11 protein-coding genes are annotated in these 12,384 nt (G+C 66.9%); 2 read left to right on the top strand and 9 right to left on the bottom strand.

Features of this window, described 5'->3' with window-relative positions:
- The first annotated feature begins 42 nt into the window (after window positions 1–42).
- On the top strand, window positions 43–435 hold the full coding sequence (locus KVS69_RS00505; RefSeq protein WP_217535755.1) for a low affinity iron permease family protein: 393 nt from the start codon (window positions 43–45) through the stop codon (window positions 433–435).
- On the opposite strand, the gene KVS69_RS00500 is transcribed toward KVS69_RS00505, so the two are convergent.
- Genes KVS69_RS00500 through smeD form a run of 3 tightly spaced genes read right to left on the bottom strand, consistent with a single transcriptional unit; the run spans window position 436 to window position 6,187 of the window.
- The gene (locus tag KVS69_RS00500) at window positions 436–1,830 is read right to left on the bottom strand and encodes an efflux transporter outer membrane subunit (protein ID WP_217535752.1); all 1,395 of its coding nucleotides are present in this window, start codon (window positions 1,828–1,830) and stop codon (window positions 436–438) included.
- Window positions 1,823–4,999: a multidrug efflux RND transporter permease subunit SmeE gene (gene smeE, locus KVS69_RS00495; protein ID WP_217535749.1), complete on the bottom strand. Its 3,177-nt coding sequence runs from the start codon at window positions 4,997–4,999 to the stop codon at window positions 1,823–1,825. The genes KVS69_RS00500 and smeE overlap by 8 nt, the downstream gene beginning before the upstream one ends.
- A 12-nt stretch (window positions 5,000–5,011) precedes the next feature.
- The gene (gene smeD, locus KVS69_RS00490; RefSeq protein ID WP_217535735.1) at window positions 5,012–6,187 is read right to left on the bottom strand and encodes a multidrug efflux RND transporter periplasmic adaptor subunit SmeD; all 1,176 of its coding nucleotides are present in this window, start codon (window positions 6,185–6,187) and stop codon (window positions 5,012–5,014) included.
- A 161-nt stretch (window positions 6,188–6,348) separates the two neighbouring features.
- Here smeD and KVS69_RS00485 point away from each other — a divergent pair, with 161 nt between their 5' ends.
- The gene (locus KVS69_RS00485) at window positions 6,349–7,017 is read left to right on the top strand and encodes a TetR family transcriptional regulator (RefSeq protein WP_217535733.1); all 669 of its coding nucleotides are present in this window, start codon (window positions 6,349–6,351) and stop codon (window positions 7,015–7,017) included.
- A gap of 424 nt (window positions 7,018–7,441) precedes the next feature.
- Here the strand turns inward: KVS69_RS00485 and hslU are convergent, their stop codons facing one another.
- From hslU to KVS69_RS00455, 6 genes are all read right to left on the bottom strand, one after another.
- Window positions 7,442–8,815, bottom strand: coding sequence for an ATP-dependent protease ATPase subunit HslU (gene hslU, locus KVS69_RS00480; RefSeq protein WP_254621945.1), 1,374 nt, complete (start codon window positions 8,813–8,815; stop codon window positions 7,442–7,444).
- Window positions 8,816–9,047: 232 nt separating this feature from the next.
- Window positions 9,048–9,599 (bottom strand): ATP-dependent protease subunit HslV, encoded by a 552-nt coding sequence (gene hslV / locus KVS69_RS00475; RefSeq protein ID WP_017356659.1) that lies wholly within the window; start codon window positions 9,597–9,599, stop codon window positions 9,048–9,050.
- A gap of 91 nt (window positions 9,600–9,690) precedes the next feature.
- Window positions 9,691–10,581: a tyrosine recombinase XerC gene (gene xerC / locus KVS69_RS00470; RefSeq protein ID WP_093533981.1), complete on the bottom strand. Its 891-nt coding sequence runs from the start codon at window positions 10,579–10,581 to the stop codon at window positions 9,691–9,693.
- 22 nt (window positions 10,582–10,603) lie between these two features.
- The gene (locus KVS69_RS00465; protein ID WP_068854063.1) at window positions 10,604–11,281 is read right to left on the bottom strand and encodes a DUF484 family protein; all 678 of its coding nucleotides are present in this window, start codon (window positions 11,279–11,281) and stop codon (window positions 10,604–10,606) included.
- Window positions 11,278–12,129, bottom strand: a complete 852-nt coding sequence (dapF, locus tag KVS69_RS00460) for a diaminopimelate epimerase (protein WP_093533983.1) — start codon at window positions 12,127–12,129, stop codon at window positions 11,278–11,280. The genes KVS69_RS00465 and dapF overlap by 4 nt, the downstream gene beginning before the upstream one ends.
- Window positions 12,122–12,367: a lipoprotein gene (locus KVS69_RS00455; RefSeq protein ID WP_068854065.1), complete on the bottom strand. Its 246-nt coding sequence runs from the start codon at window positions 12,365–12,367 to the stop codon at window positions 12,122–12,124. The genes dapF and KVS69_RS00455 overlap by 8 nt, the downstream gene beginning before the upstream one ends.
- Window positions 12,368–12,384 lie beyond the last annotated feature (17 nt).

Raw genomic sequence — 12,384 nt, 5'->3', positions numbered from 1 at the left:
GCGCCTGCCATTGATGGGACCCGTTCCAGCGTTCCGGTTCCCATGAAACTTCGCAGCGTGTTCAACCTCGTCGCCAAGAAGGCGTCCTACGCGGCGGGTACGCCGTGGACCTTCCTCGGTGCGGTCAGCATCGTGCTGATCTGGGCCCTCTCGGGGCCCGTATTCAAGTTCAACGACACCTGGCAGCTGGTGATCAACACCGGCACCACCATCATCACATTCCTGATGGTGTTCCTGATCCAGCACAGCCAGAACGCCGACACCGCCGCCATCCAGATCAAGCTCGACGAGCTGATCCGGGTGACCGCGGCGGCCAACAACGAACTGCTGGATCTTGAAGAACTGGACGAGGAGCGGCTGGAAGAGATCCGCCGCACCTACGAACAGATGGCGCGCGATGCGACCAAAGCCCTGGAAAAGGCACGGAATCGGTAGTTACCGCGCGGCCACATCGCCGCGTTCATACCATCCCCCACCCAGCACCTTGTACAGGGCCACCTGGTTGGACAACCGGTTCAACTGCGTGGTCACCAGCGACTGCCGTGCGGTGTACGCGGTCCGCCGAGCGTCCAACAGGGTCAGGAAGCTGTCCAGCCCAGCGTCATAGCGCGCCTGCGACAGCGTCCGTGCCTGTTCGGCCGCCGCCACCAGCGCCTGCTGTGACGCCAGCTGCGCGTCCAGGCTGTCGTTGAGCGCCAGTGCGTCGGCGGCCTCGCGGAACCCGGACTGGATCGCCTTCTCGTACTGCGCCAGCGCGATATCGCGGTTGGCATTGGCCACGCCCAACCCGGCGCGCAGCTTGCCGCCCTGGAAGATCGGCAGGTTCAGCGTGGGCATGAAGCTCCACGCGCGGGTGCCGGCATCGAACAACCCCGACAGCTCCGACGAGGTGGACCCAACGCTGCCGGTGAGGCTGATCGACGGGAAGAACGCCGCGCGTGCGGCGCCGATGTTGGCGTTGGCCGCCAGCAGCGTGTGCTCGGCCGCCATCACGTCCGGGCGGCGCAGCAGCACCTCACCGGGCACGCCCGCCGGCACCGCGCGCACGGCGGCTACGTCGGTGGCTTCGCTGTCGGGCAGCAACGCCTCGTCGATCGGGCCACCGGCCAGCAGCGCCAGCGCGTTGCGGTCCTGCGCGACCTGGCCCTGGTAGCGGGCAACATCGGTGCGCGCGGTTTCCACCAGCGTGCGGGTCTGGCTCAGTTCCAGCGCCGAGGCACCGCCCAGCTGGTGGCGCGCCTCGCTCAGGCGCAGCGAATCCTCATGGGTGGCCAGGGTGGCCTTTGCGATCTTCAGCTGCTCGCTGTCGGCGCCCAGGGTCAACCACGCATTGGCCACTTCGGCCACCAGCGACAGCTGCGCGTTGCGGCGGTTGGCCGCCTCGGCGAAGTACTGCTGCAGCGCCGCCTGGCTCAGGTTGCGCACACGGCCGAACAGGTCCAGTTCGAACTCGACCACACCCAGGTTGGCGCTGAACTGCTCGGTGACCGGCACATCGCCACCGCTACGGGTCATCTGCCCCTGCACGCCGAGCGCGGGAACCCGGTCGGCACGCTGGATGCGGTACTGCGCACGCGCCTTGTCCACATTGAGCACGGCCACGCGCAGGTCGCGATTGTTCTCCAGCGACTGGGCGATGAGCGATTGCAGCCGCTCGTCGACGAAGTAGTCGCGCCAGCCGATGTCGGCCACCTGCACCGCCGCAGCGGTGGAGGTGGTGGCCGGCCACTGCGCCGGGATCGCCGGGGCGACCTCGGTGCTGCGTGGCTCGAGCATGGCGCAGCCGGAGAGGGCGGCGGTCATGGCCAGGGCAAGGAGCGCCTTATTCATGGGTGTCACCTTCGTTGGAGTTCGTCCCGACCAACGGTCGGGACCCACCGCTCCGGGCGCCGCGGTTGAACAGCTTCTGCACCACGACAAAGAACAGCGGAATGAAGAACAGCCCCAGCACGGTGCCGACGATCATGCCGCCCAGCACGCCCGTACCGATCGCGCGCTGCGCACCCGAACCGGCGCCCGAGGCAATGGCCAGCGGCAGCACGCCCAGGCCGAATGCCAGCGAGGTCATGATGATCGGCCGCAGGCGGTCGCGTACCGCGTGCATGGTGGCTTCCAGCACGCCTGCGCCCTTCTCCAGGTTTTCCTTGGCGAACTCCACGATCAGGATCGCGTTCTTGCTGGTCAGGCCCACCGTGGTCAGCATCGCCACCTGGAAGTAGATGTCGCGTTCCATGCCACGCAGGGTATTGGCCAGCACCGCACCGAGGATGCCCAGCGGCGCCACCAGCAGCACCGAGGTCGGCACGCTCCAACTTTCATACAGCGCGGCAAGGCACAGGAACACGATCAGCAGCGACAGCGTGTACAGCAGCGGCGTCTGCGAACCGGCCTGGCGTTCCTGGTAGGACAGCGCGGTCCATTCGATCTCGAAGCCCGGCGGCAGGTCCTTGGCGATGCGCTCGATCTCGGCCATGGCATCGCCCGAGGCCACGCCCGGTGCGGGCTCACCCTGGATTTCCATCGCCGACACGCCGTTGTAGCGCTCCAGGCGCGGCGAACCATAGTCCCAGCGCTTGGAGGCGAAGGCGCTGAACGGCACCATCTCGCCGGCGTTGTTCTTCACCGACCACAGGTTGAAGTCGTCCGGGTTCATGCGGAACGGCGCATCGGACTGCACGTACACGCGCTTGACCCGGCCACGGTCGATGAAGTCATCGATGTAGCTGCTGCCCCACGCGGCGGCCAGGGTGCTGTTGATCGCGCTGGTCGACAGGCCCAGTGCATTGGCCTTTTCCACGTCCACGTCGATACGCAGCTGCGGGGTGTCTTCCTGGCCGTTCGGGCGCACGTTGGCCAGCAGCTTGCTCTGCCCGGCGCCGCCGAGCAGCTGGTTGCGCGCGTTGAGCAGGGCCTCGTGGCCCTGGCCGCTGTTGTCCTTCAGGAAGAAGGTGTAGCCCGATCCGATGCCCAGCTCCGGCATGGCCGGCGGCGGGAAGGCGAAGATGAAGGCGTCCTTGATCTGGCCCAGCGCGCCCATCGCGCGCCCGGTGATCGGGCCCACGCCCTGCTCGGCATCACGCTCCTTCCAGTCCTTGAGCTTGATGAAGGCCATGCCCGCGTTCTGGCCCATGCCGGCGAAGCTGAAGCCCTGCACCGAGAACACCGACTCCACCGCCTCGGTCTCGTTCTTCAGGAAGTGGTCTTCCAGCTTGTACATCGCCTCGAGGGTGCGTTCCTGGGTGGCGCCGACCGGGGTCTGCACCAGCGCCATCAGGATGCCCTGGTCTTCATTGGGCAGGAACGAGCTGGGCAGGCGCGCGAACAGCACGCCCATGGCCACGGCCAGTGCCACGAAGATGGCCATGAAGCGCCACGGCCGCGCCAGGATGCCTTTGACCCCGCGCTGGTAGGTTTCGCTGGAACGGTCGAAGCCGCGGTTGAAGCCGCCGAAGAAGCGACCGGCCAGGCCCTTGTGTGCCACGTGGTGCTCGCCCTTCTTCAGCGGCTTGAGCATGGTGGCGCACAGCGCCGGGGTGAGCACGATGGCGACCAGCACCGACAGTGCCATCGCGGACACGATGGTGGCCGAGAACTGCCGGTAGATGACGCCGGTGGAGCCGCTCATGAAGGCCATCGGGACGAACACCGCCGACAGCACCAGGCCGATGCCGACCAGCGCGCCGGTGATCTGGCTCATCGACTTGCGGGTGGCCTCCAACGGCGACAGCCCTTCTTCGGACATGATGCGTTCGACGTTCTCCACCACCACGATGGCATCGTCCACCAGCAGGCCGATCGCCAGCACCATGGCGAACATGGTCAGCATGTTGATCGAGAACCCCAGCGCGGCCAGGATGCCGAACGTGCCCAGCAGCACTACCGGTACGGCGATGGTGGGGATCAGGGTGGCGCGGAAGTTCTGCAGGAACAGGTACATCACCACGAACACCAGCACGATGGCTTCGATCAGGGTCTTGATGACCCCCTTGATCGAGACCTGCACGAACGGGGTGGTGTCATACGGCACTACCGATTCCAGCCCGGCCGGGAAGTTTTCCTTCAGGTCCTCCAGCGCGGCGCGCACGCCGTTGGCGGTATCCAGCGCGTTGGCGCCGGTGGCCAGGGTGATCGCGATGCCGCTGGACGGCTTGCCGTTGTAGCGGGTCACGAAGTCATAGCTTTCGGCGCCCAGCTCGACCCGGGCCACATCGCCCAGGCGCAGCTCGCTGCCATCGGCACCGCCGCGGACCAGGATGTTGCGGAACTGTTCCGGGGTCTGCAGGCGGTCCTGCGCGTTGATGGTGGCGTTGAGCTGCTGGCCCTTCACCGACGGCGCGCCGCCGAGCTGGCCGATGGCCACCTGGGCGTTCTGTGCAGTGATCGCCGCGGTGACTTCGTCCACCGACAGCTTGTAGGTGTGCAGCTTGTTGGGGTCCAGCCAGATGCGCATGGCGTACTTGCCGCCGAACACCTGGATGTTGCCCACGCCCGGCACGCGGCTGAGCGGATCGACGACATTGGAGCCGACGTAGTCGGAAATGTCGTTGGCATCCATGCTGCCATCGTTGGAGACGAAGCCGATCACCTGCAGGAAGCCGCTGCTGGACTTGGCCACGTTGATGCCCTGGCGCTGTACCTCCTGCGGCAGCAGCGGCATGGCCAGCTGCAGCTTGTTCTGCACCTGGACCTGGGCGATGTCCGGATCGGTGCCGCTCTCGAAGGTGAGGGTGATGGTGGCCTGGCCGTTGGCCGAGCTGTTGGAGGAGAAGTAGATCAGGCCATCGATGCCCTTCATGTTCTGCTCGATGATCTGGGTCACCGAGTCCTCGACCACCTTGGCCGATGCGCCCGGGTAGGACGCGCTGATCTCGACGGCGGGCGGTGCCACTTCCGGGTACATCGACACCGGCAGCTTGAGCACCGCCAGCGCACCGGCGAGCATGATGATGATCGCAATCACCCACGCGAAGATGGGGCGATCAATAAAGTAACGAGCCATGGAATTCTCCGCTTACTGCTTGTCGGCCGCGGCCGCCGGCGTTGCCGGCTTGGCCGGCGCGGCGCCCATCTCGGTGGCCTGCACGGGCATGCCCGGCTGGATCTTCTGCAGGCCTTCAACGATGACCTTGTCGCCGGGCTTCAGGCCGTCTTCGACCAGCCACTTGCTGCCCAGCGCGCGGCTGACCTTGACCGGACGCACTTCGACCTTGTTGTCCTTGCCGACCACCATGGCGCTGGTGTCGCCCTTGGCGTCGCGGGCGATGCCCTGCATGGGCACCAGCAGCGCGTTGTCGCGCACGCCGCTACCGACCACGGCACGCACGTACATCCCGGGCATCAGCACCTGGTCGGGGTTGGCGACCTTGACCCGCAGCGCGTAGCTGCCGGTGGTGGGGTCGACGCTGACTTCGGAGAATTCCAGGGTGCCCTTGTGGTCGAACTCGGTGCCGTCGTCGAGCAGCACGGTCACCGGCAGGCTCTGGTTGTCCTGCAGGCGGCCACTGGCCAGCTCGCGGCGCAGCTGCAGCAGTTCGCTGGCCGACTGGGTCAGGTCGACGTAGATCGGGTCGAGCTGCTGCACCGTGGCCAGCGCGTCGGCCTGGCCGGCGCTGACCAGCGCGCCCTGGGTGACGCTGGACTTGCCGATGCGGCCACTGATCGGTGCGGTGATCCGGGCAAAGCCCAAGGTGACGTTGGCCGCGTCCAGGGCGGCCTTGGCGGCGCCGACATCGGCTTCGGCCTGTTTCTGGGCAGCCACGGCGTTTTCCAGGTCCTGCTTGCTGACTGCATCGACCTTGGCCAGCTCGGTGATGCGCTTGGCGCTCAGGCGGGCGGCGTTGGCGGTGGCTTCGGCGCGGGCCAGCTGGGCGCGGGCACTGTTGGCGTCGGCGCGGTAGCTGGCGTCATCGACCTGGTACAGCGGCTGGCCGGCGTTGACCAGGCCGCCCTCGGTGAACAGCCGCTTGGCGACGATGCCACTGACCTGCGGGCGAACTTCGGCGACCAGGAAGGCATTGGTGCGGCCGGGCAGCTCGCGGGTGAGGCCGACCTGTTCGGCCTTCAGGGTGGCCACGGTGACCTGCCCCGGCCCGCCCTGCGGACCCTCTTCACCTCCCCCGCCGCAGGCGGACACGGTCAGGGCGATCGCGAGGGACAGCGCGAGAAGACGGTACGGGGTACGGGACATGGGGAGGCTCGCAGCAGGAACGGGAATGGGGGTGGCCGGGCCCGCGCGGGTACGCGCACGCCTCACCGGATAGCCGTGGGGCGTAAATATACATACATGCATGTTTGTTTGTAAACGGGTACAATTCAGGCCGGTTTCATCCAGCACGTGCACACAGCGCCATGGCCAGAAAAACCAAAGAAGCGGCGCAGGCCACCCGGGAAGGCATCCTGGATGCGGCCCAGAGCTGCTTCCACGAATTCGGGGTCGCCAACACCAGCCTGGCGATGATCGGCGAGCGCGCGGGCTATACCCGCGGCGCGGTGTATTGGCATTTCAAGAACAAGACCGAAGTGCTGACGGCGATGATCGACCGCGAGCGGGTGCCGTTCATCGAGCGGCTGCGGCGGACGACCTCGTCACGGCGCAACACGCCGGTACTGGACCTGCGCTCGGCGCTGCTGGTCTCCTTCCGGGAACTGGCCACGGACGAGCGGCTGCGCAACATGATGGAGATCATGCTGCGCAACGATCTTTCGGTGGAAAGCCAAGCCATGCAGCAGCTGCAGCTGGAGGCGTCACGTGAGGAGCTGGCGATTTTCAGCGCGGCATTCGAGCGCGCGCGCGAGCTGGGGCAACTGCGCGAGGGCGTGGACGTGGACACGGTAGCCCGCATCATCAGCACCAGCCTGACCGGCGTGCTGTACAGCGCGATGCTGGAACCGGAACTGTTCGAGCTGCAGCGCGACGGCACCCAGACCCTGGACGCCGTTTTCGGCGCCTTCGTAAATCCCGGCGTATTCGTACCGGGCGCCCCACCCGAAGCCCTGCCGACCGACGACGAGGCGTGATTGGTCCGATGTCGCCCCTGTGCCGGCGACAAGGGTGACTGCTGGGTGGTTTCGGTCTGGGTTTACACCCGGACGCATGAATCCGACCGGTCACGTCACCGGCTCCGGACATTCGGGCCGCGCTGCGCGCGGTGTCCGGCCAACGGCCGGGGCTACGAATTTCTACGGGGCCATTGGGATCGGGATCAATCAACCATCGGCGTCGGCTGGCATATCCAGATCTCCGGACGTTACGTAACAACTCGTAGCCCCGGCCGTTGGCCGGACACCGCGCGTAGCGCGGCCCAACCGTCCGAAGGCGTTTGCGCGACGATCACGGCCAACATTCCGGCGTTTAGAGGTTCCGAAGCCGCCCATCAGGCGCCATGACGTTCGAGCGAAGAGCAGCCGGGCAAAGCCCGGCTCTGCCTCGTTGACCCGCCGCTTACAGGATGTACCGGCTCAGGTCCGGATCCTTGACCAGCTCGCCCAGGTGCTTGTCGACGTAGGCGGCATCGATGGCCAGGGTTTCGCCGTCGCGGTCCGGGGCTTCATAGCTCAGCGAATCCAGCAGGCGTTCCAGCACGGTGTGCAGGCGGCGGGCGCCGATGTTTTCCTGGCGCTCGTTGACCTGGAACGCGATTTCGGCCAGCCGATCCACGGCGTCTTCGGTGAAGTTCACGGTCACGCCTTCGGTGGCCAGCAGCGCTTCGTACTGCTTGGTCAGCGCGGCCTTGGGCTCAGTCAGGATGCGGACGAAATCCTGCTTGCTCAGGGCACCCAGTTCCACGCGGATCGGGAAGCGGCCCTGCAGTTCGGGAATCAGGTCGCTCGGCTTGGCCAGGTGGAACGCGCCGGAGGCGATGAACAGGATGTGGTCGGTTTTGACCGTGCCGTACTTGGTGGACACGTTGGAGCCTTCCACCAGCGGCAGCAGGTCGCGCTGCACGCCTTCGCGGGAGACATCGCCGCCGCCGACGTTGTCGCCGCGCTTGGCGACCTTGTCGATCTCGTCGATGAAGACGATGCCGTGCTGTTCGCAGGCGTCGATCGCGGCGCTGCGGATGTCGTCTTCGTTGACCAGCTTGCCGGCTTCCTCTTCCACCAGCAGCGGGCGCGCGGCCTTGATGGTGACGGTGCGCTTCTGCGCCTTGCCGCCGCCCAGGCTGGAGAACATCTGGCGCAGCTGCTGGCCCATTTCCTCCATGCCCGGCGGGGTCATGATGTCCACGCCGATGTTGGCGGCCACTTCCAGTTCGATCTCGCGCTCGTCCAGCTCGCCGTTGCGCAGCATGCGGCGGAACTTGATGCGGGTTTCGTTGTCCTGGGCGGAGGGTTCGTTGCGGGCGGCTTCCGGATCAAAGCCGATGCCGCCGGCACGACGCGGCAGCAGTGCGTCAAGGATGCGGTCTTCGGCACGCTCTTCGGCCTGGTTGCGCACGCGCACCTTGGCCATTTCGCGGTACAGCTTGACGGCGGTATCGGCCAGGTCGCGGATGATCTGTTCGACGTCCTTGCCGACGTAGCCGACTTCGGTGAAGCGGGTGGCTTCCACCTTGACGAACGGGGCCTTGGCCAAGGTGGCCAGGCGGCGTGCGATTTCGGTCTTGCCGACGCCGGTCGGGCCGATCATCAGGATGTTCTTGGGCATCACTTCATCGCGCAGCTCGGTTGGCAGCTGCATGCGCCGCCAGCGGTTGCGCAGGGCGATGGCCACGGCGCGCTTGGCGTCGTGCTGGCCGACGATGTGGCGGTCCAGCTCCTGCACGATTTCGCGCGGGGTCATGGTGGCGGAGGATGATTCGTTGTTATGCGGCATGGGTGCGCTCACAAAAAATTCTGGGGAAAATGGCAGGGCTGTCCGGACCTGCGACACTGACGTAACGGTGAGGTAGAGCCGACCGGTAGAGCCGACTGTTAGTCGGCTGCTGATCCATGCTGCCGACTAACAGTCGGCACTACTGCTGATCCATGCTGCCGACTAACAGTCGGCACTACTGCTGATCCATGCTGCCGACTGACAGTCGGCACTACCGATCTGACCCGCAGGGTCAAAGCTCCTCGACCACCACGTTGCGGTTGGTGTAGATGCAGATGTCGCCGGCGATGTTGATCGATTCGGTGGCGATGGTGCGCGCGTCCAGTTCGGTGTGCGCCAGCAGTGCGCGCGCGGCGGACAAGGCGTAGGAACCGCCGGAACCGATCGCGATGATGCCGTCTTCCGGTTCGATAACGTCACCGGTGCCGCTGATGATCAGCGAGGTGTCCTTGTCGGCCACGGCGAGCAGGGCTTCGAGCTTGCCCAGGCGGCGTTCGGTACGCCAGTCCTTGGCCAGCTCCACGGCGGCACGCTGCAGCTGGCCGTGCTTTTCCAGCTTGGCTTCAAACAGCTCGAACAGGGTGAAGGCGTCGGCGGCGGCACCGGCGAATCCGGCCAGCACCTGGCCCTCGCGGCCCAGGCGGCGCACCTTGCGCGCGTTGCCCTTCATGACGGTGTGGCCGAGGGTGACCTGGCCATCGCCGGCGACGGCGACATGACCGTTGCGGCGCACCGAAATGATGGTGGTGGCGTGAAACACGTTGGGGTTCTGACTGGGGTCCATGGAGCCTCCGGGGTGACAAGAACAGAGGTGGGGCCACCGGCCGATCCTTCAAGCCGCCCAGCCCTGCGCCCGGGTGACGCAGTGGTCCGGTTCAGCTTTCGTTGTCGCCCGTGCGCCGCTTTGCCCGTGGGTGCGCGGCGTCGTAGACCTTGGCCAGGTGCTGGAAATCCAGGTGGGTGTAGATCTGCGTGGTGGCGATATCGGCATGACCCAGCAGCTCCTGCACGCCGCGCAGGTCACCGGAGGATTCGAGGATATGGCTGGCGAAACTGTGCCGCAGCATGTGCGGGTGCACGTGCTTGAACAGGCCCTGGCGCTGGGCCAGCTGGCGGATGCGGATCTGCACGGCGCGCTGGGTGATCGGACCGCCCTTGCGCCCGGGGAACACCGGCTGCGCATCGCCGCCGCCGCTCTCCGCACGCCATCCCAGCAGCGCCTCGCGCGCGTGCGAACCAAACGGCACGCGACGCTGGCGATTGCCCTTGCCGAGCACGTTGACCAGACCGGTGGCGAAATCCAGGTCGCGCCAGATCAGCGCGCACAGTTCGCTCAAACGCAGGCCGGAGGAATAGAACAGTTCGAGCAGCGCGCGGTCGCGCAAGCCGAGCGGTGCATCGGTGGGCAGTTCCACCAGGCGCACCGCTTCGTCGGCATCGAGCACCTGCGGCAATTTGCGCGGTGCCTTCGGGGCCTTCAGGCCGGCGGCGGGACTGACTGCGATGCGGTGGTGCTTGAGCAGCCACGCGTAGAAACTGCGGCAGGCCGACAGCCGGCGCTGCAGTGATTTTGGCGCCAGCCCGCGGCGGTGTTCGGCCGCGATGAACTGGCGCAGCTGCGCGCCATCAAGCCCTTCCGCGCTGCCTTCCTGCTGGATCGCCCAGGCATCGAGCGCGGCCAGGTCACGTCGGTAGGCATCCAGCGTGTGCGCCGATGCGCGGCGCTCCACCTGCAGGTACCCGAGGAAATCCTGGACGGCGTTCATGCGGGATGCCGCCGGCGCGGTCTCAGGCCGGGTCGAAGCGCTTGAGGGCCACGGCCAGCGCCTCGCCCATCATGCGCAGGAACAGCGTGCCCATGCCCGGGTAGAAGCGGTTGCCATCATGGCTGCCCACCGCGATCAGGCCCACGCCCGGCAACGGCAGCAATGCGCTGGACTGCACTTCATCCACGCGCCCGCCGTACAGCACCGTGTTCTTCTCCGGCTGCAGGCGGCCGCAGATCGGCTCGCCATCCTTCAGGCAATCGCGGAACGAGGCCAGCAGCGGGCTGCCTTCTTCGATCACCTGCAGCCACGGCGCCTGCTCCAGGCCCTGCACCGGGTGCAACACCACCAGCCGTACCAGGTCACCGGCGAAGTCTTCCTCCAGCGAGGCGGCCATCGCGCGCAGGGTATCGGCGGCGCTGTCCTGCTTCATCAGTGCCAGCGTGAGCTGGTGGGTGCGCACGGCCAGGCGTTCGTTGACCTGCGCGTTGGCCGCCAGGTCGGCCAGCCGGCGCGACAGCTCGCGGTTCTTGTCGCGCAGCACTTCCAGCTGGTAGCTTGCCAGCGACGCGGTGGGGCCATCGTCGCGCGGCACCACCAGGGTCAAGGCCAGGTCCGGGAACTGCTTCAGGAACGCCGGGTGCCGGCGCAGCCACGCGGCGACTTCATGTGCGCCGATCTTCTCGATGGTGTCGCTCATGCGTTCCACTCCCCTTCGAAGACGAATGCAGCCGGGCCGGACATCACCACCTGGGCGTCGTCGGCCGGCCAACGCAGGCGCAGGTCGCCCCCCGGCAGCGACACCGTGGCGTCGCGCTGCAGGCGGCCGCGCTGCATCATCACCACGGCGGCGGCGCAGGCGCCACTGCCGCAGGCCAGCGTTTCGCCGACGCCGCGTTCGAACACGCGCAGGCGCGCATGCTGTGGATCGATCACCTGCACGAAGCCGACATTGACCGACTGCGGAAAGGTCGCGTGCTGCTGCAGCAGGGGGCCCAGCCGTTCGACCGGGGCGGCGTCGACCAGGCCGACTTCGATCACGGCATGCGGGTTGCCCATGGAGACCGCGCCAAAGCGCACGGTATCGCCCTGCAGCGGCAGCAGGTATTCCTCGCGCGCACGGGCAAAGCCCAGCAACGGCACCTGGTCCGGTTCGAAGCGCGGCACGCCCATGGCCACCGCGTAATGATCGGCGCCGATACGTTCAATGGCGTGGGTGGCCAGCGGGCTGTCGATGTTGAAACGTTCGCCCTGCGCCGCACCATCGCGCACCAGCCAGGCCGCGACGCAGCGCGCGCCGTTGCCGCACTGTTCGGACTGCGAGCCGTCCGAATTCCAGATGCGGTAGGCCGCAACCGAGCCTTCCGCGCGCGGCGGTTCGATGGTCAGGATCTGGTCGCAACCCACGCCGGTGTGGCGGTTGGCCAGCTGGGCCGCCAATGCCGGGGTGGGTGCCGGGGTACCGTCGCGCAGGTCGAGCACGACGAAGTCGTTACCCGCGCCGTGCATCTTGCTGAAGCGCAGCGCGGTGGAGGCGGCCTTACTCATTCCCGTCGTCGGAGTTGAGCTGCGGGTCGACCGGATCGGGCACGACCGGCGGATCGTCGGTGGCGTTGGTGTCTTCCGGTACCGCCTCGGCATCGGCGGCCGGCTCGACGGCCTGCTCTTCGACCGGCACCGGCTTCTGCGGCATGACCAGCGGGCCCTTGTTGCCACAGGCCGAAAGAAACAGCAGCGCCAGCGCTGCCAACGGAATCAGGATGCGATTGCGATGGGGGATGCTCATGGCCCGAGTATAGCGGC

The organism is Stenotrophomonas sp. GbtcB23 (assembly GCF_019091045.1).
In the GTDB taxonomy this organism is placed as follows: Bacteria; Pseudomonadota; Gammaproteobacteria; order Xanthomonadales; family Xanthomonadaceae; genus Stenotrophomonas; species Stenotrophomonas rhizophila_A.
Note: the sequence above shows the minus strand (reverse complement) of the source record. Positions and strands in the feature narration are given on the sequence as shown.

Excerpts from the sequence above, each read along its gene's own strand:
- KVS69_RS00505 (WP_217535755.1), top strand. The coding sequence starts at position 43 with ATGAAACTTCGCAGCGTGTTCAACCTCGTCGCCAAGAAGGCGTCCTAC.
- KVS69_RS00500 (WP_217535752.1), bottom strand. The coding sequence starts at position 1,830 with ATGAATAAGGCGCTCCTTGCCCTGGCCATGACCGCCGCCCTCTCCGGC.
- smeE (WP_217535749.1), bottom strand. The coding sequence starts at position 4,999 with ATGGCTCGTTACTTTATTGATCGCCCCATCTTCGCGTGGGTGATTGCG.
- smeD (WP_217535735.1), bottom strand. The coding sequence starts at position 6,187 with ATGTCCCGTACCCCGTACCGTCTTCTCGCGCTGTCCCTCGCGATCGCC.
- KVS69_RS00485 (WP_217535733.1), top strand. The coding sequence starts at position 6,349 with ATGGCCAGAAAAACCAAAGAAGCGGCGCAGGCCACCCGGGAAGGCATC.
- hslU (WP_254621945.1), bottom strand. The coding sequence starts at position 8,815 with ATGCCGCATAACAACGAATCATCCTCCGCCACCATGACCCCGCGCGAA.
- hslV (WP_017356659.1), bottom strand. The coding sequence starts at position 9,599 with ATGGACCCCAGTCAGAACCCCAACGTGTTTCACGCCACCACCATCATT.
- xerC (WP_093533981.1), bottom strand. The coding sequence starts at position 10,581 with ATGAACGCCGTCCAGGATTTCCTCGGGTACCTGCAGGTGGAGCGCCGC.
- KVS69_RS00465 (WP_068854063.1), bottom strand. The coding sequence starts at position 11,281 with ATGAGCGACACCATCGAGAAGATCGGCGCACATGAAGTCGCCGCGTGG.
- dapF (WP_093533983.1), bottom strand. The coding sequence starts at position 12,129 with ATGAGTAAGGCCGCCTCCACCGCGCTGCGCTTCAGCAAGATGCACGGC.
- KVS69_RS00455 (WP_068854065.1), bottom strand. The coding sequence starts at position 12,367 with ATGAGCATCCCCCATCGCAATCGCATCCTGATTCCGTTGGCAGCGCTG.